The sequence below is a fragment of the Pseudomonas sp. 18-147 genome, from assembly GCF_051048045.1.
Classification (GTDB): domain Bacteria; phylum Pseudomonadota; class Gammaproteobacteria; order Pseudomonadales; family Pseudomonadaceae; genus Pseudomonas; species Pseudomonas aeruginosa.
On sequence record NZ_CP182296.1, the window covers coordinates 883,128 to 906,924 of the forward strand.

Genomic DNA, 23,797 nt, shown 5'->3' on the forward strand with positions numbered 1-23,797 from the left:
CGGTGCGCGGCGCCGCCCACGATCAGTCGTTTGTGAGCGCAGGTGCCCATCGTGCGGACCTGGTCGCAGATCTCTATGCCGTGGTGCGTCAGGCGATCCGCGATGGCTTAACCCTGGAGGAGTTCCAGAAGGACTACTACGCCGTTCTGGACAACTACGGCTGGGAGCCGGCTGGCGGTCGCGCTTGGCGTGCCCAGGTGATCTACCGCACCAACCTGCGTACCAGCTACGCAGCCGGCCGCTACGCCCAGCTGCAGGCAGTGAAGGCGACCCGACCGTACTGGGGTTATCACCACAGCGATGCCGTCGAGCATCCGCGTGAGCTGCACCTGGCCTGGGACGGCCTGGTGATCCACGCCGACAACCCCTGGTGGCAGACGCACTATCCGCCCAGTGGATTCGGCTGCGAGTGCTACGTCACGGCCTACAGCCTGGATGAGCTGCAGGCGATGGGGAAGTCGGGACCAGACGAACCTCCGCCTGGTCGCATGCGCAACATCGTTTTCCACGGCGAGGTAGTCCAGGTGCCGGAGGGCATCGATCCGGGCTGGAACTACGCGCCCGGTCGAGCCGCCTTCGAGAACCAGGTGCAGCTGACCCTGGAGAAGACCGCGCCGCTGCCGGCCGAACCGGCGGCACGCATGAACAGGCAACTGCTGGACGAGCAGCGTGTCGAGGAGGCGCTGCAGCGCTCCTGGACGAGCTGGCTGGATGAGGTCGTGGCCGAGCCGGTGGTGCGTGGCAGCGCTCGCAACGTGGGCACGTTGAGCCCCGAGACGGTCGTGGGCATGCAGCGGGCGGGCGTCACGCCACAGACCGCGTTGATCAGCATGCGCGACGAGCAATTGGTGTCACTGGTCAAGGCCGCGCCGGCCGAGCCAGAGGTAGACGACGCGCTCGCTGGACTGACGCTGGCCGACCTGCGGCAACTGCCGCAGGCGCTCGCCCAGCCGCAGGCTGTTCTCCTGGATGCATCATCCAATGCTCTGGTCTACGTGTTCGACTCTGGCCGACGCGGAGGCTGGCTCTCATTGATCGTCAACTATCTCCTGCAGGGCAGCTCGCGTAGCAATGCCGTCCAGTCCGGCAGCGTGGTCGACGTCGAGCAGCTCGGGCAGCAGTTGGCCAACGGACGTTTGGCTCTGGTGGAGGGTGGACTATGAGCGGTGCACGTATCGAGCTGGAGTTCGACAGCCAGCAGGTGACACAGGCACTGAGCGCGGCGGCCGCGACTCTGCGTGATCCCTCCCTGCTCCTCGAAGACCTGATCGAACCGTTGCTGCGCATTCACCAGGCGCGCTTCCGTGCCCAGCAGGCTCCTGACGGCACGCCCTGGACGGCACTGTCGCCTCGCTACCTGGCTCGCAAGCGGAGAAACAGGGACAAGATCCTGACATCCGAGGGATTACTGCGAGGGTCACTGCGCGGCCAGGTTGAAGGGGATACCTTGTTGTTCGGTACCGATCGCGACTACGGTGCCATCCACCAGTTCGGCGGCACGATCCAGCGGCGTGAGCGGCAGAGCACGGTTTACTTCAGGATGAATGAGCGTACTGGCGAGGTCGGTCGACAGTTCGTCCCGAAACGCCGCAGCAACTTCGCCCAGGACGTACGCATCGGCCCCTACACGATCACCATGCCGGCCAGGCCCTGGCTGGGCACGTCGGATACTGACGATGCCCAACTGCTGCAGCGAGTCATGAGCCTCATAAACTCAACCTTGCAGAATTAGCGTTTCTAGGCCCCTGGTGGCCCAAACGAGGGCGTAGGTCTATCTTCGTCGGCCTACGCCCCTCTACGGGCCTTGCTGACGCTTTATAAATCGCCCTACTGGGGTTGCCACGGTGCCCGTTGGCGTGGTTTCGTAGAAAAGCCTCCCCAGCGCGGCCTCTGTCCCAATTTTCGATTGCGACAAAGATCGTCCAGTTCTGCCGCCTCACTCTGGGCGGCATGAAAAAGCCAACCGCCACTCTGCCAATCCTCCCCGCCGGCCGGCACGTCGCTCTCGATGGTCGCCCGGTGGAGTTCACCGAGGCCATCCTGCAGGAGATCGCCGCGACCTACGATCCGGCGCTCAGCGAGGCCCCTCTCGTCATCGGTCACCCCAAGCTCAATGCACCGGCCTACGGCTGGGCCAAGGGTCTGGAGGTGCGCGACGGCATGCTCTATGCCGAGCCGCACCAGGTGGTCCCCGAGTTCGCAGAAGCCGCGAACCGCAAGATGTACAAGAAGCGCAGCGCTTCGGTGTACCTGCCGGACTCACCAGGCAACCCGGTTCCGGGCAAGCACTACTTGCGCCATATCGGCTTCCTCGGTGCTGTGCCGCCGGCCATCAAAGGCATTCCCGATGCCTTGAACTTCGCCGAGGATGACGGCGATCTGGTCATCGAATTCGCGGAAGCGCCCTACGCGGTGACGGCTCTGACCGAGATCCTGCGCCGCCTGCGTGACTTCTTCGTCGAGCGCGAAGGCGCCGAACGAGCCGACCAGCTCATCCCGCAATGGCAGTTGTCCTCGATCGAGGAGGACGCGCGGCGTGCAGTCACCAACGGCGCCAGTGCCCAGGCGTCGTTCTCCGAACCCGCAATAGAAGGCGTCGACGCCGCAGCAGCCTCTGCCGCCGCTGCGGAAGAGCCGCAGGGCACCGTCACCCCATCCGACGGTGCTTCCGCGTCAGCGGCAGAGGCTGACCGGACCTCTCACCCATCACAGCAGGACACGACCATGCCTGACGAAGCCGCGCTCCAGGAGCGCCAACGCCAGCTCGACGAGCGCGAGCAACTGCTGGCCACCCGCGAAGCACAGGTGGCCCAGCAAAAAGCCCAGGAACATCGCAACGAGGTCACCGAGTTCGCCGAAGGCCTGGTCAAGGCCGGCCGACTGCTGCCGCGCCAGAAGGCTCCGGTGATCGAGTTGCTGGTGAGTCTGCCTGCCGACACTCCCCTGGAGTTCGCCGAGGGCGACGGCCAGGTCACCAAGCCGGCGGCCGAGGTGCTGCGCAGCTTGCTGGCCGAACTGCCCAAGCAGGTGGACTTTTCCGAGAAATCCGGCGACGGCGGCGACCTGAGCTTCGGCAGTGCTCACGCCATTGCAGCGCGAGCGCAGAGCTATCAGGAAGAACAGCGGCAGGCTGGACGCCATATCAGCACGACCGAGGCCGTTACCCACATCACCAAGGGAGCCAAGTAGGCCATGAACATTCCCGGACTCATCGCCGCCAAACGTGCCAGCGGCGCCATCGCCGCCCGCCGCATCGTGATTCATGGCAGCTCGGACGGCCTGGCCGCCCAGGCCGCCGGTAGCACTGCGCTGCTGATCGGCATCAGCACCGAAATTCCCGCCGCCGACGGTGCGGTCTTCGACGTCATCCGTTCCGGCCTGGCGCCGGTCGAGTACGGCGGCAACGTCACTCGCGGTGATGCGCTGACGGCCGACGCCCAGGGGCGAGCGGTTGCCGCGACGCTGCCGCCGGCCGCCACCACTTACATCATCGGCTTCGCTGAACTCAGCGGCGTCGCGGGTGATATCGGGTCCGTCTACATCGCCCCGGCCGTTCTGCCGGTAGCCTGAAGGAGCGCTCCATGAGCAATGCACCATTTCCCATCGATCCCGAACTGACGGCGATCGCCATCGCCTACCGCAACGGCCGGATGATCGCAGACGAGGTTCTGCCGCGCGTGCCGGTCGGAAAGCAGGAGTTCAAGTTCTGGAAGTACGACCTCGCCCAGGGCTTCACCGTCCCAGAAACCCTGGTCGGCCGTAAGTCCAAGCCGAACGAAGTAGAGTTCAGCGCCACCGACGAAACCGGCAGCACCGAAGACCACGGCCTGGACGCGCCGGTGCCGCAGGCGGATATCGACAACGCACCGACGAACTACAACCCCCTGGGCCACGCGACCGAGCAAACCACCAACCTGATCCTGCTCGATCGCGAGGCTCGGACCTCCAAGCTGGTCTTCAGCCCCAATAGCTACGCTGCGGGCAACAAGACCACCCTGTCCGGTGCCGATCAGTGGAGTGACCCGACCAGCAACCCGTTGCCGGTGATCACCGATGCGCTGGATAGCGTCATTCTGCGCCCGAACATCGGCGTGCTGGGCCGTCGCACCGCCACCATCCTGCGCCGTCACCCGAAGATCGTGAAGGCATACAACGGCTCGCTCGGCGACGAGGGCATGGTGCCGATGGCCTTCCTGCAGGAGCTGCTGGAACTGGACGCGATCTACATCGGCGAAGCACGGCTGAACATCGCTCGGCCGGGGCAGAACCCGAACCTGATCCGCGCGTGGGGGCCGCACGCGTCCTTCATCTATCGCGATCGCCTGGCCGACACCCGCAACGGCACCACCTTCGGCCTGACCGCCCAGTGGGGTGATCGCGTGTCCGGTTCGATCGCCGACCCGAACATCGGCCTGCGCGGTGGCCAGCGCGTCCGTGTCGGTGAGTCGGTCAAGGAACTGGTCACCGCACCGGACCTCGGCTTCTTCTTCGAAAACGCCGTCGCGGCTTAACCCTCAACTGGGCGGCCGCTCTGGCCGCCCCTCGGAGTCTGTGTTCATGGCCCGCAAACCCAGTAACGACAAGGACAAAGCGGCTGCACCTGCCGCACCTGCCGCTACCGGCGCACAGCCGCCGGCGGAGGAGAACCTGATCGACGGTCAACTGGCCGGCGTTCAACACCAGGACGGCACTGTTATTCCGCTCGCCGAACTGCCGGAAGCGGAACTGCGGCAGATCGGTGCCGACCTGGAGATCCAGGACGCCGCCACGCTGGCGATCGAGCAGCTCGTCGCTGCCATTCAGGCGCAGAAGGTGCTCGTGCCGGCCGGCGATGAAGTGGCCAGTCCCGAAGCGGCGAAATCGCCTTTGCGGATCGCCGACGATGACGCGCGCTACCAGGTGCTGCTCAGCGACGGTTCGCTGGCCTATCTGGAAGATCTGGTCCAGGAGGATCTCGAAGCGCTGGCTGCAGCCTGCTACGAACTGGCGATTCAGTCGCGCGGCGGCGAGCTGGGCCGGACTATCGGGGTGGATCTGGCCGCCGGCCTCAAGGACCGCTTCATCGTGCAGCGCGAGCGTCTGGATCATGACGGGGAGACGTACACCCATGGTGATCCGATCTACCTGGATAGCACCCAGGCTGCTCAGTTGCTGTCGCTTGGTGCGGTCAGGTCGGAGATGCAGTAATGGACAACCAACATCGCAAAATCAGCGGCTATCGCGAGTTGACTCAGGAAGACATCGACCTGATGAACCGCGTCAAGGCCAAGGGGGCTGAGCTGCTGGAGCTTCAGCGTGAAGTCTCTGCCCACCTGGTGAAGTGCCAGTGCACCTTGGCTGTCGAGGGGCCAACGGAGGAGTTCAGCCGCTTCCTGAAGGCAGAACCCCGCCGCTGGGCTTCGATCGCCAAGACTGACATCCAGACAGGTGTCATGGCTCTGGTACGCGCCATCGCTCAGCCCGAGGGCTGCTGAGGTGGCTGTGTACATCACGTTGCCGGAGCTGGCCGAACGGCCTGGGCCGGAAGAATTGTCCCAGGCCGCGACGCCTCAGCAGTACCGCGCGGTCCAGACCGAGCTGCTCGATGCCTTGCTGCGCGGCTTGCCGGTGGACCAGTGGACGCCGGAGGAGATCGAGGTCGGCAACGCTGCTGTAGAGGTCATCGACAGTGCGGTGAGCGATGCCCAGTCCTTCATCGACGGTTTCCTGCAGCAACGTGGTTACCTGCCGCTGCAACAGCGCTTTGGCATCGTGGTCGGCTGGCACCGGGCGATCACGCGCTACCTGTTGCATAAGGACCGGTTGGGTGAAGGCGCGGAGAAAGACCCGATCGTTCGGGACTACCGGGACGCCCTGAAATTTCTGCAGCTCACTGCCGAGGGCAAGTTCTCCCTGGGGCAGGACGACCCGGTGGCCAACTCCACCAGCGGGGCTCCCCAGGTGGTGACTCCGGGCCGAACTTTCAGCCTCGATCAGTTGAAGGACTTCTGACATGTCCAGCGCTCCATTCGATCACAACCTGATCATCGAGCGCCTGAAGGATCAGGTAGCTGTCTTGGAGAGTGTCGGCGGTGCGGCGGACTTTGCTGCCATCAAGGCGGTCCGCGATTTCCGGACACCGACCGCCTACGTGATCCTCGCCGAGGAAACGCCGATGCCGCGCTCGTCTGGAGCGGCCGGCGCAGCGACCCGGCAGATGGTCCAGGTGCGATTCGGTGTTGTGGTCGCAACCCGCAACTACCGGGACAACAAGGGCAAGAACGCGATGGACGATCTGCGCCCGGTACTGGGACAGGTGCGGGATGCCCTGATCGGCTGGGTGCCGCCTGGTCTGGCGGGAGCCCGTGACTGCCAACTCATCCAGGGGCAACCCGTGGACTACGACACGTCCGTTTTGATCTGGACCGACCTCTATCAGACCCAACACGCCATCGGGAGAACCTCATGAGCACACCCGTCAAGAAACAGGACGCCGCCGTCCCAGTGCCGAAGGAGGAGAAGGTGACACTCACCGCTCATCACACGCACGCTGGCACGAAATACCCGGCCGGCGCCGAAATCTACGTCAACGCCCTCGACAAGGCTTTCCTGGTACAGCACCAGAAGATCTCGGTCGAAACCCAGGACGCGGCCACCGCCGCCAAGGAGTAAATCATGTCGCTGTTTTCCTTCCAGGGTCGGGTCTGGGCCGGCGAGCGCCTGCCCAACGGCAAGCTGAGCCGCCCTGTGTGGGCCGGAAACGTACCGGTCTTGACCCTGCAGATGGCCACCGAAAGCACCAATACAACGGAGTCGTTCTCGGGCAACCGCCTGCAATATGGCCGCTTGCAGCGCGGCAAGACCGCCACCGTCAACATCACCTACGACGAGTGGCTGCCGAAGAACATCGCTGCGGCGATCTGGGCCTCGCAGATCGAGCTGCCCGCCGACACGGTGACCGGTGAAGTCCTCGAGGGCGATCTGAAAGCCGGCGACTTCGTGAAGCTGGACCGTCAGTTCGTCTCCTCGGTGGTCCTCACTGACAGTGCTACCACGCCTGCGGAACTGGCCTTGGGTACGGACTACCGTATCGAGTCGCCAACGGCTGGCTTGATCGAGCTGCTGAATGTCACCGGCAAGACCCAGCCGTTCAAGGCCGCGTATGCCTCCGAGGTCGCTACCGGGTACACCATGTTCACCTCACCACCGCCGGAACGCTACATCCTGCTGGACGGCATCAACACCGAGAATCAGGAACCGGTGATCGTGACCCTGTACCGCTGCAAGTTCGACCCGGTCGGTGACCTGGCACTCATCAACGACGAGTACGGCAACTTCCAGCTCACGGGCAGCGTGCTGTACGACACCTTGAACGCTGCCGACGCCAACTTGGGCGGTTTCGGTCGCATCGTGCAGAAGGGCGCCTGACATGGGGCGCAAGGTAGAACGTAAGGCCAAGCCCGGCCCCGCTGCTGCGCAAGGGGCAGATGATCTGCAGATCCTGCACCCCGAACGCGAGATCGAGGTCGCCGGCCGCACACTGACCGTGCGCGAGTACGGATTCGTCGAGGGGCTGCGGCTACGCCCCATGATCCAGCCGTTGCTCGATGACCTGTATGCCATCAGCCAAGGGCCTGTGCTTCCCGACCTGGAACAGATCCTGGTGGTGCTCGGCCAGCACTCGGATCTCATCCCGCACCTGATGGCAGTGGCGGCCGACGTCGACGAAGAATGGGTGAAAGGCTTGCCGCACCGGGATGGAAACTTCCTGCTGTACGTCTGGTGGCTGGTGAATGGCCCTTTCTTTATCGGGGCGGTGGTGGACCGAATTCAAACCGAACGGGGCGCCGAAGAGGCCAGGAAGGCCGCTGGGCAGACATCTATGCCTGCCTCATCGCCGGAGGATACGGAACCCCAGCCACCATCGGTCGAATGACCGAGCGGCAGATCCTGCTGCTCTACGACGCCGAGCAGCGGCGACTGTCCCACCACCGGGCTAACCAGGTCATCGACACCAACCTGGCGTTGGCCGGGGGCAACGACGCCAAAGAGCACCTCAAGACGCTTCGGACTTAGTTCGGGGCGTTTTTTTTGCTTGCCACAAAGACCCGTTCGCGCGCGCGCGTAACCATGCGAGCCACTCCTTTCTGACGTGACTCGACATGGCAACGGGCAAAGAACTTGATCTGGCACTACGCATCCGCGCTGACGGGAATCAGGGCGCCCAGGCCCTGGACAACATCAACAGCCAGGTCGAGCAGATCGGTACCAGTGCCACCGCCACCAGCAGTCAGCTGAGTGCGATCGGCGAGAGCGCCGATCAACAGGCGGCACGGCTCAAGGCCATGGTGGCGGCCAGCCTTCAGCAGCAGGCCGCGTTCGACGCCCTGGCTAGCAGTTCCGACAAGCTCAACACCTCAACCCGCGCCGCAACTGCCGGTTGGCAGGAGAGCGCCCGCGCCCAATCGGCGTCGATGAACGCCTACCACAACGCCGAGCGTGCCAGGCAGCAGCAGATCGCAACCGAGCAGCGAGCCGCCGAAGCCGCCGCCAAGGCATCGGCCGAGTTCGACAAGCAGCAGGCGGAGCTGGCCAAGCTGCTGGGCGCAATCGATCCGGTTACACGTGAACTGGAGAAGCTCGACAACCTGGAAAGACGCCTGGGCCAGGCCAGAAGCGCCCGGTTGATCGATCCCGAGGGCTTCACCACCTACAACGCCAAGCTCCAGGAGCAGCGTGAACGCCTGCTTGGCACGTCCGATGCCATGGCTGTGGCCGGGATATCTGCTGGCCAGTACCGCCAGGCCATGCGGCAGTTGCCCGCGCAGATCACCGACGTCGTCACCAGCCTGGCCAGCGGCATGCCGATCTGGCTGGTCGCCATTCAGCAAGGTGGGCAGATCAAGGACAGCTTCGGCGGTGTGGGCGCGACCTTCCAGGCGCTGGGTGACAAGATCAAGTCCTTCTTCGGGGTCGCGAGCACGGCCAGCGAAGGACTGGGTGAGATCGCCCGCGGGGCAGACGCAGCAGCAGTATCGGCCAACAACGCCAGGACCGCGATGACCGGCCTTAGCGGGGCCGGCAGCGCCTTTGCGATCGTTGGCGTCGCAGCCGCTGCTGCCGGCGTGGCACTGGCCGCTGCCTACGAGAAAGGCCGCTCGGAAGCGACCGAGTTGAACAAGGCCATCATCCTGACCGGCAACTACGCCGGAACCAGCGCTGGCCAGCTATCCGCGATGGCCGCTGCGATCGCGAAGGCGAACGGCACCCAGTATGAGGCCGTGGCCGTATTGTCGGAGATCACCTCCACCGGCAAGTTCACGGTCGATCAGATCGAGCTGGTAGCCAGCACCGCCATCGCCATGCAAGACGCCACTGGCAAGGCCGTTTCCGAAACGGTGGCCGAGTTCTCCAAGCTGGCCGAAGACCCGGTCAGGGCGTCGCAACAGCTCAACGAGAAGTACCACTACCTGACTGCCTCGGTGTACGAGCAGATCACCGCCCTGAACCAGCAAGGGGACACGTTGGGCGCCGCCCAGCTCGCCATGGATGCGTACGGCCAGGCGATGGATGAGCGGGCCAGTCAGATCGTTGAGAACCTGGGCACGATGGAGCGCGCCTGGAAGACCGTCGCTGGCGTTGCCAAAGGCGCCTGGGATGAGATGCTCGGCGTGGGCCGGACGGAGACGCCCGAGGAACGGCTGGAGCAGCTGACCAAGGGGCAGGCCTTCCAGCCTGGTCGCGCTGTGGCCAGCGGGGCGGTCTTTGGCCCGTTGGGCTGGTTCAACGAGCTGCGCAAGGCGTATCAGCGCAGCTCGATGTCGGACGACGAGCGCGGGAAGCAATTCACCGATGCCCTCCAGGAAATCCAGGACGAGGGCGAGAAGGCGCAGAAGGCGCGACTGGACCGCTACCTGGAGGACGAGGCAATACGCGGCCAGCAGAGCATGGACAAGCTGCTGGAGTCGGTGCGCACCAACAAGGAAAAGCGCGACAAGCTCAACAGGGAGCTGGACCGGAGCATCGCCGCGATTCAAGCCACGAACCCGGAAGACGAGCGGCTGCGCCCGGAGAACATCGCTGCTGCTCGGCGAGCCATCGACGAGAAGTACAAAGACCCGAAGACCCCGAAGGGGCCGAGTACTCCACTCGATCAGTCCACCGTCACCGAAGCGAAGAACCAGTTGGACCAGCTGCAGGCCGACTACAGGAACGCTGAGCAGAGCTTGCAGGCGCAGCAGCGGGCTGGGCTGCTCTCCTACGCCGACTATGTCGCCCGCCGCAGCGAACTGATCCGCCAAAACAAGGACCAGGTCACCGCAGCCTACCAAGCGGAGATCCAGGCGCTGGAGGCGCTGCGCAGCAAGAGCACTACCACTGCCGCACAGCGCATCAGCCTAGATCAGAAGATCGCCGACGCCCGCAGCAACATGGTGAAGGCACAGAAGAAATCCGACGCGGACCTGGAGATACTCCAAGTCAACGAGCAAGGCCGCCTCAAGAAGCAGGCCCAGGCGGTGAAGGCTTACGCCGACGCGTTGCAGCAGCAGCAAGATGCTCTCGCGCTGCAGGGGGAGCGGGCTGCGGCCGCCGTTGGGATGGGGGCGCAACAGCGCAGGCTGTTCGAGCAGCGCGGCAACCTCGACGATCGCTTCACCCAGCAGAGATTGGATCTTGCCAGCCAGTATGGCGACGGCTCGCGTGGCATGAGCCTCGACGAGTACAACGACAAGCTGCAGAAGCTGCAGGCGAACCACGTGGCGATGACCGAGCAGTTGCAACGCAACTACGTGGCCTTGCAGGTCGCGCAGGCAGACTGGACCAACGGTGCCCGCTCGGCGTTCGCCGACTATCTCGACTCGGCCAGGAACGTCGCGGGCCAGACCTACGACCTGTTCAGCAACGCGATGTCGGGCCTGGAGAACAGCGTCGTTTCCGCCGTAACAACGGGTAAGGCCAGCCTGGATGACTTTCTCCGTACGCTCGCGGCCGACTCCGCTCGTATGGCGACCAGGCAGCTCGGGGCATCGCTGCTCAGTAGCTTCGGACTCGGCGAGACCAAAGACGCTGGTAGCAAAGACCTGGCCGTAGGTGCCTCGGCGGTCTCGGCATCGGCCGGCGCCCTGGCAACCGCGGGAGGCACTCTCGTGACCGGCGCCGCGGCGATTCAGGCTGCAGCCGCATCGCTAGCGGCAGCGAACGGTGGCCAGGTAGTGGGCGGCGCAGCCTCTGCAGCCGGACAAGCCGGTCCAGCGGCTGCTATTGCTGCCGCGTCGACCGAAGGCGCAGCCGCAATGGGTAGCGCAATCAGCGAAGCAACCACGTCGGGCGGTGGCACCCTGGCGAGCGCGCTGGCTGGAGTGTTTGGTCAGGGTGCCAGTTTGTTCGGCAACCTGTTCAGCAGCCTATTCGGTGGCGGTGCTGCTGGCGGCACTGGCGGTGGGGGTGGCTGGTTGCAACTGGGCATGAGTGCCGCCAGTGCGTATTTCGGAGGTGGCTTTGCCGATGGCGGCCGTATCCAAGGACCAGGCACCGGCACCAGCGACAGCATCCCGATCCTGGCCTCCAACGACGAGTTCATGACCCGTGCCGCCGTGGTGAGGCAGCCCGGCGCACTCGCGTTTCTGGAGCAGTTCAACCGGTATGGCATGGCTGCCCTCGGCGCCTGGGCGAACCCGGTCCGCCACGCTACGGGCGGCCTGATGGGGACTCCTGCTCCGGCCATGCCTGCTCCGGGCCTGGCTGCTTCGCGTCTACAAGAGCCCGCAAAGAATCTCAGCGCGACGCTGAAGAACAACCAGAACTTCTACTTGGTCGACGACCCCAGCCGCATCGGTGATGTGATGGCGGGTCGTTACGGCGACGAAGCAATGGTTCTGCACATCAGCCGCGACCCGCAGAAATTCCGTCAACTACTGGGAATCAACTGATGGCCACCGAATTCGGCACAGCCACGAACCACCAGAACCTGGTCGAGCGCCTCGTCCAGTTCCTCACCGCGAACCCAGACCTGGTCGCGGCTGGGCAGGCCTACGAGATGGTTTTCGACAACACCATCCCCGCGTCCGGCACGGCTATAGCCGTACGCCAGGTGACTCTGCGCGCCCCTGGCCTGGGCGGCACCGACGCCATCTACATGGGGATTCAGAGCTACGGCGATACCGCCCTGGACTACTACAACCTGCGCCTGATGGGCGGCACGGCGTTCAATGCTGGGGCGATCCCGCCCGGTGGCGATTTCTGGACAGCCTTCGTCAACTACAGCCCGCGGGTGCAACTGCTGGCATGGAACCAGCCGATGCCTTACTGGTTCTTCGCCAACGGCCGCAGGTTCTGGCTGGTCGTCAAGGTCAGCACGATTTACGAGTCGGCCGGCGCGGGCTTCATCCTGCCACCCTGTCCGCCGTCGCAGTTCCCGTATCCACTGGCTGTCGTGGGCTCCTACCGTGGCGACGTTGCAACCCGCTGGTCCGACGTTAGCGACCGGCACCGGGGCATCAGCAGCCCCTACGAGCGCAGCTGCTATCTCCGCGATCCCGCCGGGCGCTGGCTCGGTTTCACTGTCGCAGGTGGGTCAGCCAACGAATCTGACTACAGCAATCGGACGCTCCTCCCGCTGGGCTGCGGCCGTTATGCGGGCAGCAGTGAAGCCGTTGTCAATCAGCTGCGGGATTCGTTCGGGAAGTTCCCCCTCAAGGCGTTGAGCCTCGTGACCCGCGAAACTGAAGGCAGGAGGTACTTGGGCGACTTCGACGGCGCCTGGTACGTCCCGACGCTCAACTCCGGCGCCGAAGACGTCATCACCGAGAACGGAGTCGATCACGTTGTTTTCCAGACGGCGTGGCGGTCTGGCAATCCCTGGCTCTTTGCAATTAGGGCGGACTGAACATGGCCTACTTCACCGGAACAGCGAACAACCCGTCGGATCTGCTGGGCAAGCTCCGCACCCACGCTGAAACCCTCGGCTGGGTCACCGACCGCGCCTCGGCATCGGAATGGCTTTGTCACAACGCCGACGGCTACTGGTCATTCAACGCCGGTTCCAATCAATGGCAGCTCGCCGGCAATACGGGGTTCGATAACGGCCTGGCGTGGAACGCGCAGCCGGGCAGCTCGGTGCAGAACAACCCGTATTCGTCGAAAGAAGCAACCATAGCGCAGCTCAGCGCCGGGCCATTCACGCGCTATCACCTGTTCGCCACCGCTGCCTATCTGCACCTTCACGTCGAAATCGCTGCCGGTCAGTTCCGTCCAGTGATGATCGGCGCCCTGAACAAGCGTGGCGTCGCCTATACAGGCGGTCAGTATGTTTGCGGCTCGTTCATCTACAGCCCTGGCCAAGCGCTGACAAACAATTGGTCGTCGCACCCCTTCGATGGCTATCACATTCGGTACAGTGGCGGCGGCAGCGTGCTGCGGCTGGACAGCCTTGACGGCGGCCCTTCGCCGGAGTGGCTGCCGTTCGACTACACAACGAACGTCTCGCGACGCGTCGTTGGTCCGGGTCGCGGAAACTACAGCAGTCAGTATCACCCCGACGTTGGGCTGATCGACGCGAGCGCCAACGAGCTGAACAGCTCGACCAACGTTGTGCCGTGTGCAATTTATGCGTTCGGCGCTCAGCAGCGTTCGAGGTACATCGGCGAAGCGCCTGATTTCGGTCTGTGCCGGATGGACTTCCTCGCGCCTGGGGACTCGATCACGATCGGAACCGACACCTGGCGCGTCTTCCCTTTGCTGCAGCGCGGAACAGCAAACGATTTCGGCAACACCAGCGCGCTGGTCGGCTATGCATTCCGGGTGGTCGAGTAGAAATGGCGACCTTCCCCGGATTTCAAGTACCTCGGCCGGTCGAAGCGGTCGTTGCCGGCATCACCCCGAACATCTCCGCTCTGGGCTTGAACCAGGACATCACCCTGGGCTCGGCCAGCGCCTCGACCTTGGCTGGCAGCTATGCGGCACACCAGCCGGTTGACGTCATTCACTCGGCGTACTCGGCAGTTCACCAGTCCGACCTGGTCGAGAACTTCTACAACCGCATCTGGCTGATTCCTGGCCGATTGGATCTGGGGAACGTCGTGAGCGTGCAGGAACGTCCCGTCTCAGTTTGGAACGCCCACTTCACGCCCCGCACCCTGTCGCAGATCGATCGCGAGGACGCCGATGGCATCAGCCTGGCCGGCCAGCCGTCGCCGCCGTTGCCGTTCGCGGCGCTGCAGGAGCGCATCTGGACTGTGGCCGTGTCGACGGATGGACCGCCGGTAGTGGACGCGCGCATCGTCTGGCAACTGCAGGACGAACAGCCGTTGATCTTAGTCATTACCGGAAACCGGATCACCGCGTGGCCGTTTGCGCCGGACTGGGCTGATGGCGTGCAGGAGTCACTGGAGTGGTTGACCGAGCTGCTGACCAGCACGTCGGGAGTCGAGCAACGGCGATCGCTGCGCCTGTCACCCCGGCGTTCATTCGAAGCCGAGTTCTACGCAGAGGGGCGCGAGCGCGTGCTCCTCGACCTCAGCCTTGCAGGCTGGGGCGGGCGGATCTGGGCGCTGCCGGTGTGGCCGGACATCCAGCTGCTGGCAAGCGTCACCGCGGCCGGCGCACAAACGGTCGAGTGCGATACCCGCTGGCGGGATTTTCGTGCTGGGGGCCTTGCGCTGCTGCGCGGTGAGTCAGCGTTCGAATACGAGGTGGTCGAGATTCAGGATCTGACCGCGTCGGCGATTCAACTGGCGCGCCCGGTGCAGCGGCGCTGGCCGGCCGGCTCCCGCTTGTACCCCATTCGCACCGCCCAGTTGACGGAACAACCGGCGCTGACCCGTCTGACCGACACCCTCTACAGCGCGCAGGCGCGGTTCCTCGTGATGGACAGCAGCGATTGGCCGGAGGTCATGCCCTCGACAACATACCGGGGCTGGCCGGTGCTCGGGCAGCGGCCCGAGGAGTCCGAAGACTTGTCCCTGTCGTACCAGCGGCTGCTCGATGTCCTGGATAACGAAACCGGGCTGCCGCAATTTGCCGACCAGGCGGGGGTTGGCTTCCCGGTGCACGGCTTCCGTTGGCAGACCTCCGGCCGCGAGGAGCATGCGGCGCTGCGCAGCCTGCTGTACGCCCTGCGTGGCCGGCAGAAAGCGATCTGGATTCCGACCCATGCCGCCGACCTGGTGCTGGTCGACACAGTGGCTGCGACCAGCTCCGTCCTCGATGTCGAGCTGGTTGGGCTGGCGCGGTTCTTCAGGGCTGATGCTCCCGGCCGGCGCGATATCCGCATTGAGCTGTTCGGCGGGCAGGTCTTCCACCGCCGCATCCTCGACGTCAGCGAGCTGAACGTCGACGTCGAGCGCTTGGCGATCGACAGCGCGCTGGGCACCGTTGTCCGGCCGAGCGACGTCGCACGCATCTCATTCATGACACTTTGCCGGCAGGACAGCGACAGCGTGCAGATCACCCACGAAACCGACACCGACGGCATCAGCACAGCCAGCACGGTGTTCCGAGGAGTACGCGATGAGCTTCAGTGATCGCGAGCGGTCGGTCGCCGATGGCCAGGCGATTAGCTTGTACGACTTCCGCCTCGGCCCGATCCGCTGGACCTACACAACAGCGAATCGAGACATCGAGTTCAACAACATGACCTTTCGCGCGCGGCCGGTGAGCGACGATGGACGGCGCATGACCGGCCAGGCCAGTGCCGACATCATGACTGTTACTGGCCCGAGCGACCTGGAGGTTGCGCAGCTGTACCGTGGCGCTCGGCCGTCGAAGGCTCCAACACTGACCGTCTGGGACATCCACTGGAACGAGCCCCAGGGGCTTGTGGTGTGGATGGGCAGGATCGACGAGGTGAACTGGCCGGCCGACAGCCGGGTGCAGATCAAATGCCGGCTGCTCGGCACCGAACCACGCACATCGATCAGCCTCGCATGGGGACGTGAGTGCCCTTACACGGTGTTCGATAACAACTGCCGGGTAGACCGAGAACCGTACGGCGTACCGTTCACCGTCGAGTTGCGTGACGGCAACAGCGTGACAGGTGCAGGCAACGCGATTGGCGGATACCCCAACGCCTGGTTCCGCGGCGGCTACGTCGAATGGGACAGCGGTCAGGGAGTGATTGAGCAGCGCGGCATCGAGCAACACACGGGCAACCGCCTGGTCCTTGTGGGCGGCACCTCGCTGTTGGCTCCTGGTACTCGGGCTGTCGCGTTCCCCGGATGTGATCAGCTCATTCAGACCTGCAACGACAAGTTCGACAACACGCCGAACTGCGGTGCAGTGCCATTCCTTCCGGGCAAGTCGCCGTTCGACGGCGACCCTTGGTGGTAGGAGTCATCCATGTGGGTGCAAATCGCGATTCTGGTCGCGTCGTATCTGATCAGCAGCGCTACTTCTGCGAAAGCGCCGAAGCCGAAACCGGAGGCGCTGACTTCCGAAGATCTTCCGCAGACCGAGGACGGCACCGGCCACTACGTGATCTTCGGCGATGTGTGGATCGAGGACTGGATCGTCCTCGGGACCGGTCACGAGCGGATGCAGGCAGTCAAATCGAAGGGGTCGAAGAAGTGACGGATCTGATCATCACAACAGCGCATCTGCGCAGTGTACCGGGGCTGACCAGCCGGCCGGGTTACTGCGTATCCGGTGCGCGCGCCTGGTTCAATGCCCATGGCTTGGACTGGCACCGGTTCGTTGCCGAGGGAATGCCGGCATCGGTGCTTGAGGCTACCGGTGACGAGCTGGCCCTGCGCCTGGTCAGCCACGCACGTGCGGAGGCGAGCAATGGGCGGCCGTAGCAAAGCGCAAACTGTCGGCTTTCGCTACCTCATGGGTATTCTCATGGGTTTTGCCAGGGGGCCGTTGGATGAGCTGGTCGAGATCAAGGCAGGTGATCGCACTGCATGGAAAGGATCGGTCAAGAGCAACCAGACCATCCAGATCAATGCCGGCGAATTGTTCGGGGGAGACAAGGCCGAGGGCGGCATCGTTGGGCCGCTGGACGTCATGTTCGGCGCCCCGGACCAACCGGTGAATCCTCGACTGGCGGCGATGGTGGGCGGCCTGGTACCTGCGTTCCGCGGGGTCACCACTGCTTTCTTCGACGGGCAGCTCTGCGCGATGAACAAGTACCCGAAAGCCTGGATGAGCCGGTGGCGACGAGCGCTCAACGGATGGGACGGTGGAACCTGGTATCCCGAGAAAGCAGTGATCAGCCTGGCCGGCGACCAGGTGAAGGCGATGAACCCCGCTCACATCTTGTTCGAGTGCCAGACCAACCGCGACTGGGGCCGTGGCAAGGATCGCGGCCTGCTGGACCAGGCGTCATATCGCAAGGCCGCAGATACGTTGTTCGCCGAGGGCTTTGGTCTGTGCCTCAAGTTTCGCGTGGCAGACGAGTTGGACAACTTCGAGCAGACCGTCCTCGATCACATTGGCGCCACTCAGTTCCTTTCCCGCTCGACCGGACTCTGGACGCTGCGGCTGATCCGTGACGACTACGACGTCGCGACGCTGCCCGTATTCGATGAGGACAGCGGGCTGCTCGGGATCGACGAAGACAGCATCACATCGCTCGACGGCACGGCGAACCAGTTCGTTGTCGTCTGGCATGACCCCATCACAAACACCGACCGGCGTGCCCGTGCGAAGAATGCCGGCGCGATCCGCGCGGCCGGCGGCGTGATAACGACGACGAAGGAGTATCCGGGCCTACCGACCGGCGAGTTGGCCGGCAGGGTGGCGGCGCGCGACTGCAACGTGTCGACGTCGGCTATCCGCAAGCTCCAGGTGCGGCTCGATCGGCGCGCCTATGCGCTGAACCCTGGCGACGTGTTCTGCGTTCGCAGCCGGAAGCGCGGGATCGAACTGATCGTCCTACGCGCCGGAAAGATCGACTACGGCACCCTCACGAAGGGCACCATCGCAATCACCGCGCTGGAAGACGTGTTCGGACTGCCGGCAGCCGGGACGTCCGCAGTACAGCCGCCGAACTGGACCCCACCCGACCGCACCCCGCGGGTCATTGCGACCCGCCGGCTCATCGAGGCGCCGTACCGCGACCTCGCGGCGGCACTGAGCGATGCGGATCTGGCGCAGCTGCAGCCAGAGACAGGCATCCTCGCGGCGCTGGGCATGCGGCCGTCCGGCCTGCAGATGAACTACGCGCTGCTCAGCCGCGTGGGGTCTGCACCATTCGAAGAGCGGACGTCCGGCGACTTCTGCCCGGTCGCGACGATCTCAGCAGATATCGGCCGAGGCCTGACCAGCGTCAGCATCACGCTTGTCCAAGGGGTTGACCTTGACCTCGTCGAGGTGGGCTCAGCCGCGATGATCGATGACGAGATCTTCCGCGTCGACGCGATCAACGCCGCGGCCGGCACCGCGGTGCTCGCGCGGGGATGTGTCGATACGGTGCCAGCGCCGCATGATGCCGGCGCGTTGATCTGGTTCTATGAAGGCTGGGTGGCCGAGGACACGCGTGAGTACGTGACCGGCGAGACAGTGAACGTGAAGCTGCTGAGCCGTACCAGCTCGGCGACGCTCGCAGAGAACCTTGCGCCGGTCGACTCGCTGCGAATGAACCAGCGCCAGGCGCGACCCTATGCGCCTGGCCGCGTGCTTGTGTGCGGTGTTGCGTATCCGACGAAGACCTACGGTGTGCTGACCGTGTCTTGGGCGCACCGCAACCGGCTGCTGCAGGCCGACCAATTGGTGGACTCTTCTGCCAGCAGCATTTCGCTGGAAGCTGGCACGACCTACACGCTGAGCATCTACAGCGGTACCAGCCTGAAGAAGTCGTACACCGGCCTGACCGGCACGACCTGGACCTACCCGCTCGAGGACGACATGGCGCATGGGCTGCTGCCGGTGCTGCGCATCGTGCTGTTCAGCGTTCGCGACGGTCTGCAGAGCTGGCAGCAACACGACATCACAATCGAACGACACGGCCTTGGCTTCCGCCTCGGCGAGGAACTTGGAGGCGTAGCACAATGACTCTTTATATGGGACCGAATACCGGCCTGCTAATGAACGGGCTGCCCGGTGAAGGGCACTATGCCGAAGTGACGCGGATGTACCGGTGGGACGACTTTCTGCGGCAGCCTATCGCCAAGGGGCGCGTCGCCACATTACCGACCTCCGGCCTAGCAGAGGGCGACGTCTATATCGTCACCGGCTCGGGTGCCAGCCAGAACCGCCTTGCCAGATGGTGGGTGGTAGGCGCCACGGCTGGCACCTGGGAGTACCTCACTCCGAAGCTGGGCTGGCGGGTTCAGGTTGCGAACGAGGCCACGCCTGCTGGCCAGGTCAAGACGTATGAGTTCGGGGCCAGTGGCTGGACGGAACTGGTGGGCGGGATGGCCGACGCGCCGAGCGACGGAAAGGCATATGCCCGCGAAAGCGGCGCCTGGACGGAGCTGGGATCGGCAGCGAAATCGGCGCTCAACGTTCTGCCGTTCATGAACCTGATGCCCGACATGGGCCGCTTCGCGGGAACCGCAGCCAACCCTCTGGCTACGATGTTCACAACGTCATGGACTCCAAGCACCTTCATCAATGGCTGGAACGGCGCCACCCTCGCAGATGGGGGCAAGTTTGTGTTCGACAACAGCACGAACGGCGGGGCGGGGCCGGCGCTCAATGCGCGGGTGCAGGCGCTTCTCGCGGCAATGGGCCGGACGTGGACGTCAGTGTCCCGATACGGGGTCGAGTTCTTCATTACGGTGCTGACAGCGGGATCGCAGACAACTACCGGCTCGGCCGGCGCGGATGGGGTTACGCGGTATCTGTGCTGCTCCAACGGCAGTAAGACCGTTTTCAACGCGGGCGCGTGGGCGACGGTCGTCATGTGGTTGCGGGTCGAAAGCGGCTCGGCTCATATCTCGTCGGCGCCTTATACGACCCATCGCCTTTGGATCAATGGCGCTGTCGCTGCTCCTGGCGTGGTGCTGCCTGCGAACCAATGGGTGCATCTGCGGTTCTCGATGCAGTCATACAACGGCTATGACAACGCGTGTCCGTACATCTACGCATCCTCCGGGGCTCAGATCGCGTTTGCATGCCCGGCGTGGTTCGGTGGCCTCGTCGATCCGGGTATCCACGTTGCACCCATCCTGACAATCAACGGAGCAAGCGCATGACCATGAAACGAGTCCTACTGAAAGGCGAATTCTTCGCGGAATGGGATGGCACACTGGACGAGGCCGCTGCACTCGCTGGCGTCCCTGTCGGCGACTTGGCGTTCCACCCGGATGACGTGCTGGCCGAGGTCCAGGAGCTGCGCCGCCAGGCCTATCGCGCGGAGTCCGACCCGCTGCGCCTGGAGGCCGAGTTTGACGCCATCGCCGCTGGCACCGAGCCGGACCTGGCGGCATGGGTCGCAGCCGTCCAGGCGATCAAAGAGCGCTATCCGCTCCCCCAGTCCTAAGCGTTTTGATAATTGTGACCAACGTCGCCTTTTTGCTACGGTCCCTAGCTGATGTGCGGAGTAGATAGGGATGTTGGTATGGACGAGGTGCTTAGACGGAGGCTGCGGGCGGAGCTGCTGGAGGTGGGGTTTCTCAACCAGTGCTGCCTTGATCTGATGGAAGCGATGGAGGCCGAGTTCAGCCTCACCGAGGACCAGCGCGAATGCATCGAGCAGCTCGGCCGATTCCTGCGGGAGGGCATCGGCAAGCTGACCGCTCTGTCTGAGCGGGTAGCCGATGGCGATATCGTCGTGCTGTGCTGATCTTTTGAAATTCTTTTGCCGCTGGCGAAACGGTTAGGGCGCGTCATTTATTGCGCAAATCCGCGCCAAATTTCGCGCCGCGCTACAGCTTCCTGCTGCTCGAACACTTTTCCCTGCCGGCCTTCACCCAGGCGCTGGACACCCTGGTGACCGCCAACCTGATCCGCAGCGAGTCCTTCGCGGTGAGCAACTTCAGCCTGAGCGGCGAGCCGGTGACCAGCGACCTCGGGTTGCTGATCTGCCCGGACCTGGCGCTCGCCTCGGCGGCGTTGCAAGGACTCGACCTGCTGGTGGTCTGCGGCGGTTTACGCACGCCCCTGCGCTCGTCCGCCGCGCTGCGGGAAGCGTTGCAGGACGTGGCGTCGCGCGGCGTCGCCCTGGCCGGGCTGTGGAACGGTGCCTGGTTCCTCGGCGACGCCGGCCTGCTGGATGGCTACCGCTGCTGCATCCATCCCGAGCACCGCGCCGCCCTCGCCGAGATCGCCCGCAACAGCCAGGTGACCAGCGACAGCTATATGGTCGACCGCGACCGCCTGACCGCGGCCAGCCCCACCGGCGCCTTCAACCTGGCGCTGGAGTGGATCGCCCGGCGCCACGGGCGCGACCTGGTGGAGGCGGTGGTGGATATCCTCGCCTTCGAGGAGTCGCGCTACCGGCGGGTGCGCCCCGCCCTGCACGAGAAGATGAGCGAGCCGCTGCGCGAAGTGATCAACCTGATGGCGGCGAATATCGAGGAACCGCTCAGCCAGGAGCAGCTCGCCCACTACGTGGGGCGCTCGCGGCGGCAGATCGAGCGATTGTTCCAGCAGCAGCTCGGAACCACGCCGGTGCGCTACTACCTGGAGTTGCGGATCACCGAGTGCCGGCGCCTGCTGCAACATTCCGACCTGACCATGCTGGAGGTCCTGGTCGCCTGCGGCTTCGTCTCGCCCAGCCACTTCAGCAAGTGCTACACCGCCTTCTACGGCTACCCACCGTCGAAAGAAGTGCGCTACGGCAACGTCCGCTCGACGAAATGAGGGCGTTTCGCCGGACGCGGCCGGCATGCTAGAACGGACCTTTCGCCCTGGCCTGCGGAGGTCCTGCGCCATGTCCCAGCCTTTTCTCTGGCGTCGCGTCAACGACTCGTCCGGTTTCGCCGAGCCGCGGGTGTTCATCCGTGTCTACCTGGAACCGGGCAGCATCGATGCGGCCATCGCTTTCTACGAAGACCTGCAGGGCGTCGCCCACGACATGCGCTTCGACTTTCCCGAGAAACGCCTGACACTCGCCGCGGTCGGCGCCTTCCTCCTGCTGGAGGGCAGCGACGAGGCGCTGGCGCCGTTCCGCAGCACCACTGGCACCCTGCTGGTGGACGACATCGAGCCCTATCACCGGCGGTTGCTGGCTGCCGGCGCGCAGATCATCTTCGGGCCGGCGCGCGCGCCCACCGGCGCCTGCTTCAATGCGCTGCTGCCGGACGGCACGGTGGTCGAGTTCGTCCACCACCGGCCGCAGCCGGGCGAGGCCTGAACCTCAGCCGTCGCGCCGGGCGGCGCAATCGTCCATGGCCGCGCCGATCGCCTGTTCGCCGCGCGCCAGCAGCGCTGCGCTGGCGCCGCGGATATCGCGGGCTTCCTTGTTCTGGCTGAGCTTGAACTTGCCGACCAGGCGGGTGATCTCGATTTCGATGCCGACGATCAGCCGGAGCATCTCGTCGATGTAGTCGGCGGGGCCGTCGGTCATTTTCCAGGGCGTTTCCTGGGTCGCCTCGTGGGTGCGGGTCAGGCGCGCCACCAGTCCGCGCACATAGCGTTCGTCGTCGCGAATCCGCACCCGGCCGTGGGCGTGGACCACCCGGTAGTTCCAGGTCGGCACCTGGCGGTGGTGCTCCTGCTTGCTCGGGTACCACTGCGGCGAGATGTAGGCATCGCCGGCGCGGAACACCACCAGCACCTCGTCGCCGTCGCGCAGCTCGCTCCAAACCGGGTTGTTGCGCGCGACATGGGCTTCCAGGGTGCCTTGCGCGCCCTTCTCCGGGCTCAGCTCGAACGGCAGGTGGTTGGCGTCCAGGCCCGCTTCGCCGTGGCTGACCAGCAGGCCCAGCGGATAGTCCCGGATCAGCGCGTGCAGCGCCTGCGGGTCGGACTCTTCGAAATGCGAAGGCAGGTACATGTTCTGTTCTCCTCGGGGACTCGGCCCTTATACGCTGTCGGTGGGTTCCGTCGCCACGCACAGCAGGTGCGAGTCGGCGCGCATGCCGGGCATCATCAGGCGCAATTCGTCGAGCAGCAGGCCGCCCGCTTCGTGCAGGGCCGCCAGCGGCATTTCCGGCAGGCTCTCGAGGATGAACCACATGCGCTGGGCGCTGGCGTCCAGGCGGGTGCGCACGCCCTGGCGCCAGTTCCAGCGGCGGCAGGTGACGCCGAGGTCGTCGCGCCAGACCACCTCGCCGGGGTCGGGGGATTCGTCGACCGCCTCGCCGTTCTTCAGGGTGTCGAAGGTCTCGCTGCCGTCGGCGACCACCAGGCGCGGCGTGCCGGCATAGGCGGCGAGGTTCTCGCCGCCTACCGGAATGGCGAATTGCACGCTGATGGCGTTGTACAGGTCCACCACCGGGTCGATGCTCGGCAGCCCACCGTCGCGCAGCGCACGCTTGCGCAGGGCTTCGGCGGAGCAGGGGGTGCGCTGCGGCTTGGCGCCGAAGCGGCGGAACGCCTCGGCCCAGGCTGCCAGGTGCGCCTCGGCCCAGTCCGGTTCGCCACGCGCCAGCGCCTGGCAGGCGCGCTCTACGGCGCGGTCGGCGATTTCCGGACGAACGATCGGCGCCGCCTCGACGGTGAGGCTCAGGGCGCGGAAACCGGGGGCGAGGGCGGCCACCTCGGCGGCGATGACGGGGAGGATCGGGGCGTGCTCGGGCATGGTCGTCTTCAGGGTTCGGTGAGATGGAGGGGGCGGGGCATTCGGCTTGGCCGGCGCGTAAAGCGGTAGGTGGATTTTTACCATCCGGGCTCCGCCCTCACCATGAAATCAGCGAATGAATTATTAGCTGTGCTGATGATCGGGTGGTCGGGTTCAGCTGCGCTAATGGCGGGAGCGGCGTTCGCTTGCCGG

The 23,797-nt window shown here is 64.8% G+C and carries 28 protein-coding genes; 26 read left to right on the forward strand and 2 right to left on the reverse strand.

Features of this window, described 5'->3' with window-relative positions:
• Positions 1 to 32: 32 nt before the first annotated feature.
• From ACM0M4_RS04215 to ACM0M4_RS04340, 26 genes are all read left to right on the forward strand, one after another.
• Positions 33 to 1,163, forward strand: coding sequence for a phage head morphogenesis protein (locus tag ACM0M4_RS04215; RefSeq protein WP_270004083.1), 1,131 nt, complete (start codon positions 33 to 35; stop codon positions 1,161 to 1,163).
• A complete protein-coding gene (locus ACM0M4_RS04220) occupies positions 1,160 to 1,732 on the forward strand; it encodes a phage virion morphogenesis protein (RefSeq protein WP_034011206.1) in 573 nt (190 codons plus the stop codon). The genes ACM0M4_RS04215 and ACM0M4_RS04220 overlap by 4 nt, the downstream gene beginning before the upstream one ends.
• 287 nt (positions 1,733 to 2,019) lie before the next feature.
• Positions 2,020 to 3,189 (forward strand): peptidase, encoded by a 1,170-nt coding sequence (locus ACM0M4_RS04225; RefSeq protein ID WP_221345493.1) that lies wholly within the window; start codon positions 2,020 to 2,022, stop codon positions 3,187 to 3,189.
• 3 nt (positions 3,190 to 3,192) lie between these two features.
• Positions 3,193 to 3,570: a capsid cement protein gene (locus ACM0M4_RS04230; protein WP_023102437.1), complete on the forward strand. Its 378-nt coding sequence runs from the start codon at positions 3,193 to 3,195 to the stop codon at positions 3,568 to 3,570.
• Between the two features lie 11 nt (positions 3,571 to 3,581).
• On the forward strand, positions 3,582 to 4,511 hold the full coding sequence (locus tag ACM0M4_RS04235) for a phage capsid protein (RefSeq protein ID WP_043502536.1): 930 nt from the start codon (positions 3,582 to 3,584) through the stop codon (positions 4,509 to 4,511).
• 46 nt (positions 4,512 to 4,557) lie between these two features.
• Complete coding sequence (locus ACM0M4_RS04240) at positions 4,558 to 5,187, forward strand: hypothetical protein (protein WP_221345494.1); 630 nt, start codon at positions 4,558 to 4,560, stop codon at positions 5,185 to 5,187.
• A complete protein-coding gene (locus ACM0M4_RS04245) occupies positions 5,187 to 5,474 on the forward strand; it encodes an Acb2/Tad1 domain-containing protein (RefSeq protein ID WP_031630683.1) in 288 nt (95 codons plus the stop codon). The genes ACM0M4_RS04240 and ACM0M4_RS04245 overlap by 1 nt, the downstream gene beginning before the upstream one ends.
• A gap of 1 nt (position 5,475) precedes the next feature.
• On the forward strand, positions 5,476 to 5,991 hold the full coding sequence (locus tag ACM0M4_RS04250) for a DUF1320 domain-containing protein (RefSeq protein ID WP_228477933.1): 516 nt from the start codon (positions 5,476 to 5,478) through the stop codon (positions 5,989 to 5,991).
• A 1-nt stretch (position 5,992) separates the two neighbouring features.
• Positions 5,993 to 6,448, forward strand: coding sequence for a phage tail terminator protein (locus ACM0M4_RS04255; protein ID WP_221345495.1), 456 nt, complete (start codon positions 5,993 to 5,995; stop codon positions 6,446 to 6,448).
• Positions 6,445 to 6,651: a DUF7210 family protein gene (locus ACM0M4_RS04260; protein WP_044261896.1), complete on the forward strand. Its 207-nt coding sequence runs from the start codon at positions 6,445 to 6,447 to the stop codon at positions 6,649 to 6,651. The genes ACM0M4_RS04255 and ACM0M4_RS04260 overlap by 4 nt, the downstream gene beginning before the upstream one ends.
• A gap of 3 nt (positions 6,652 to 6,654) precedes the next feature.
• On the forward strand, positions 6,655 to 7,407 hold the full coding sequence (locus ACM0M4_RS04265) for a hypothetical protein (RefSeq protein WP_031636315.1): 753 nt from the start codon (positions 6,655 to 6,657) through the stop codon (positions 7,405 to 7,407).
• A 1-nt stretch (position 7,408) separates the two neighbouring features.
• Positions 7,409 to 7,915, forward strand: a complete 507-nt coding sequence (locus ACM0M4_RS04270) for a DUF6631 family protein (protein ID WP_003152203.1) — start codon at positions 7,409 to 7,411, stop codon at positions 7,913 to 7,915.
• The gene (locus ACM0M4_RS04275; protein ID WP_162836281.1) at positions 7,912 to 8,055 is read left to right on the forward strand and encodes a hypothetical protein; all 144 of its coding nucleotides are present in this window, start codon (positions 7,912 to 7,914) and stop codon (positions 8,053 to 8,055) included. Before ACM0M4_RS04270 ends, ACM0M4_RS04275 begins: the two co-directional genes overlap by 4 nt.
• Before the next feature lie 86 nt (positions 8,056 to 8,141).
• A complete protein-coding gene (locus ACM0M4_RS04280) occupies positions 8,142 to 11,909 on the forward strand; it encodes a phage tail length tape measure family protein (protein ID WP_221345496.1) in 3,768 nt (1,255 codons plus the stop codon).
• Positions 11,909 to 12,865, forward strand: coding sequence for a hypothetical protein (locus ACM0M4_RS04285; protein ID WP_031636313.1), 957 nt, complete (start codon positions 11,909 to 11,911; stop codon positions 12,863 to 12,865). Before ACM0M4_RS04280 ends, ACM0M4_RS04285 begins: the two co-directional genes overlap by 1 nt.
• 2 nt (positions 12,866 to 12,867) lie before the next feature.
• A complete protein-coding gene (locus tag ACM0M4_RS04290) occupies positions 12,868 to 13,791 on the forward strand; it encodes a hypothetical protein (RefSeq protein WP_044059366.1) in 924 nt (307 codons plus the stop codon).
• A gap of 2 nt (positions 13,792 to 13,793) precedes the next feature.
• On the forward strand, positions 13,794 to 15,500 hold the full coding sequence (locus tag ACM0M4_RS04295; RefSeq protein ID WP_015975405.1) for a hypothetical protein: 1,707 nt from the start codon (positions 13,794 to 13,796) through the stop codon (positions 15,498 to 15,500).
• Positions 15,487 to 16,305, forward strand: a complete 819-nt coding sequence (locus ACM0M4_RS04300) for a phage BR0599 family protein (protein ID WP_003156591.1) — start codon at positions 15,487 to 15,489, stop codon at positions 16,303 to 16,305. Before ACM0M4_RS04295 ends, ACM0M4_RS04300 begins: the two co-directional genes overlap by 14 nt.
• Before the next feature lie 9 nt (positions 16,306 to 16,314).
• Positions 16,315 to 16,545 carry a hypothetical protein gene (locus ACM0M4_RS04305; protein ID WP_003094285.1) on the forward strand — a complete coding sequence of 77 codons (231 nt, stop codon included), beginning with the start codon at positions 16,315 to 16,317 and terminating at the stop codon, positions 16,543 to 16,545.
• Complete coding sequence (locus ACM0M4_RS04310; protein WP_078452072.1) at positions 16,542 to 16,772, forward strand: hypothetical protein; 231 nt, start codon at positions 16,542 to 16,544, stop codon at positions 16,770 to 16,772. Before ACM0M4_RS04305 ends, ACM0M4_RS04310 begins: the two co-directional genes overlap by 4 nt.
• A complete protein-coding gene (locus ACM0M4_RS04315) occupies positions 16,759 to 18,969 on the forward strand; it encodes a bacteriophage protein (protein WP_033961512.1) in 2,211 nt (736 codons plus the stop codon). The genes ACM0M4_RS04310 and ACM0M4_RS04315 overlap by 14 nt, the downstream gene beginning before the upstream one ends.
• A complete protein-coding gene (locus ACM0M4_RS04320; protein WP_221345497.1) occupies positions 18,966 to 20,114 on the forward strand; it encodes a DUF2793 domain-containing protein in 1,149 nt (382 codons plus the stop codon). The genes ACM0M4_RS04315 and ACM0M4_RS04320 overlap by 4 nt, the downstream gene beginning before the upstream one ends.
• Positions 20,111 to 20,401 (forward strand): hypothetical protein, encoded by a 291-nt coding sequence (locus ACM0M4_RS04325; protein ID WP_023465148.1) that lies wholly within the window; start codon positions 20,111 to 20,113, stop codon positions 20,399 to 20,401. Before ACM0M4_RS04320 ends, ACM0M4_RS04325 begins: the two co-directional genes overlap by 4 nt.
• A 78-nt stretch (positions 20,402 to 20,479) precedes the next feature.
• Positions 20,480 to 20,704 carry a DUF7364 domain-containing protein gene (locus tag ACM0M4_RS04330; protein WP_010791890.1) on the forward strand — a complete coding sequence of 75 codons (225 nt, stop codon included), beginning with the start codon at positions 20,480 to 20,482 and terminating at the stop codon, positions 20,702 to 20,704.
• Positions 20,705 to 20,754: 50 nt separating this feature from the next.
• On the forward strand, positions 20,755 to 21,723 hold the full coding sequence (locus tag ACM0M4_RS04335) for a GlxA family transcriptional regulator (RefSeq protein WP_221345498.1): 969 nt from the start codon (positions 20,755 to 20,757) through the stop codon (positions 21,721 to 21,723).
• A 25-nt stretch (positions 21,724 to 21,748) separates the two neighbouring features.
• The gene (locus ACM0M4_RS04340) at positions 21,749 to 22,216 is read left to right on the forward strand and encodes a VOC family protein (protein WP_003118992.1); all 468 of its coding nucleotides are present in this window, start codon (positions 21,749 to 21,751) and stop codon (positions 22,214 to 22,216) included.
• A 3-nt stretch (positions 22,217 to 22,219) separates the two neighbouring features.
• Here ACM0M4_RS04340 and ACM0M4_RS04345 read toward each other — a convergent pair whose 3' ends face one another.
• Together ACM0M4_RS04345 and ACM0M4_RS04350 are read right to left on the reverse strand one after the other, a co-directional pair.
• On the reverse strand, positions 22,220 to 22,858 hold the full coding sequence (locus tag ACM0M4_RS04345) for an FMN-binding negative transcriptional regulator (RefSeq protein ID WP_003101360.1): 639 nt from the start codon (positions 22,856 to 22,858) through the stop codon (positions 22,220 to 22,222).
• A 27-nt stretch (positions 22,859 to 22,885) separates the two neighbouring features.
• Positions 22,886 to 23,605, reverse strand: coding sequence for a B3/B4 domain-containing protein (locus ACM0M4_RS04350; protein WP_016562283.1), 720 nt, complete (start codon positions 23,603 to 23,605; stop codon positions 22,886 to 22,888).
• Positions 23,606 to 23,797 lie beyond the last annotated feature (192 nt).

What these genes read in the sequence shown, in the direction of transcription:
- ACM0M4_RS04220 (WP_034011206.1), top strand. Translation starts at nt 1,160, where the DNA reads ATGAGCGGTGCACGTATCGAGCTGGAGTTCGACAGCCAGCAGGTGACA.
- ACM0M4_RS04230 (WP_023102437.1), top strand. Translation starts at nt 3,193, where the DNA reads ATGAACATTCCCGGACTCATCGCCGCCAAACGTGCCAGCGGCGCCATC.
- ACM0M4_RS04235 (WP_043502536.1), top strand. Translation starts at nt 3,582, where the DNA reads ATGAGCAATGCACCATTTCCCATCGATCCCGAACTGACGGCGATCGCC.
- ACM0M4_RS04240 (WP_221345494.1), top strand. Translation starts at nt 4,558, where the DNA reads ATGGCCCGCAAACCCAGTAACGACAAGGACAAAGCGGCTGCACCTGCC.
- ACM0M4_RS04245 (WP_031630683.1), top strand. Translation starts at nt 5,187, where the DNA reads ATGGACAACCAACATCGCAAAATCAGCGGCTATCGCGAGTTGACTCAG.
- ACM0M4_RS04255 (WP_221345495.1), top strand. Translation starts at nt 5,993, where the DNA reads ATGTCCAGCGCTCCATTCGATCACAACCTGATCATCGAGCGCCTGAAG.
- ACM0M4_RS04260 (WP_044261896.1), top strand. Translation starts at nt 6,445, where the DNA reads ATGAGCACACCCGTCAAGAAACAGGACGCCGCCGTCCCAGTGCCGAAG.
- ACM0M4_RS04265 (WP_031636315.1), top strand. Translation starts at nt 6,655, where the DNA reads ATGTCGCTGTTTTCCTTCCAGGGTCGGGTCTGGGCCGGCGAGCGCCTG.
- ACM0M4_RS04270 (WP_003152203.1), top strand. Translation starts at nt 7,409, where the DNA reads ATGGGGCGCAAGGTAGAACGTAAGGCCAAGCCCGGCCCCGCTGCTGCG.
- ACM0M4_RS04275 (WP_162836281.1), top strand. Translation starts at nt 7,912, where the DNA reads ATGACCGAGCGGCAGATCCTGCTGCTCTACGACGCCGAGCAGCGGCGA.
- ACM0M4_RS04280 (WP_221345496.1), top strand. Translation starts at nt 8,142, where the DNA reads ATGGCAACGGGCAAAGAACTTGATCTGGCACTACGCATCCGCGCTGAC.
- ACM0M4_RS04285 (WP_031636313.1), top strand. Translation starts at nt 11,909, where the DNA reads ATGGCCACCGAATTCGGCACAGCCACGAACCACCAGAACCTGGTCGAG.
- ACM0M4_RS04290 (WP_044059366.1), top strand. Translation starts at nt 12,868, where the DNA reads ATGGCCTACTTCACCGGAACAGCGAACAACCCGTCGGATCTGCTGGGC.
- ACM0M4_RS04295 (WP_015975405.1), top strand. Translation starts at nt 13,794, where the DNA reads ATGGCGACCTTCCCCGGATTTCAAGTACCTCGGCCGGTCGAAGCGGTC.
- ACM0M4_RS04300 (WP_003156591.1), top strand. Translation starts at nt 15,487, where the DNA reads ATGAGCTTCAGTGATCGCGAGCGGTCGGTCGCCGATGGCCAGGCGATT.
- ACM0M4_RS04305 (WP_003094285.1), top strand. Translation starts at nt 16,315, where the DNA reads ATGTGGGTGCAAATCGCGATTCTGGTCGCGTCGTATCTGATCAGCAGC.
- ACM0M4_RS04315 (WP_033961512.1), top strand. Translation starts at nt 16,759, where the DNA reads ATGGGCGGCCGTAGCAAAGCGCAAACTGTCGGCTTTCGCTACCTCATG.
- ACM0M4_RS04320 (WP_221345497.1), top strand. Translation starts at nt 18,966, where the DNA reads ATGACTCTTTATATGGGACCGAATACCGGCCTGCTAATGAACGGGCTG.
- ACM0M4_RS04325 (WP_023465148.1), top strand. Translation starts at nt 20,111, where the DNA reads ATGACCATGAAACGAGTCCTACTGAAAGGCGAATTCTTCGCGGAATGG.
- ACM0M4_RS04330 (WP_010791890.1), top strand. Translation starts at nt 20,480, where the DNA reads ATGGACGAGGTGCTTAGACGGAGGCTGCGGGCGGAGCTGCTGGAGGTG.
- ACM0M4_RS04340 (WP_003118992.1), top strand. Translation starts at nt 21,749, where the DNA reads ATGCTAGAACGGACCTTTCGCCCTGGCCTGCGGAGGTCCTGCGCCATG.
- ACM0M4_RS04345 (WP_003101360.1), bottom strand. Translation starts at nt 22,858, where the DNA reads ATGTACCTGCCTTCGCATTTCGAAGAGTCCGACCCGCAGGCGCTGCAC.
- ACM0M4_RS04350 (WP_016562283.1), bottom strand. Translation starts at nt 23,605, where the DNA reads ATGCCCGAGCACGCCCCGATCCTCCCCGTCATCGCCGCCGAGGTGGCC.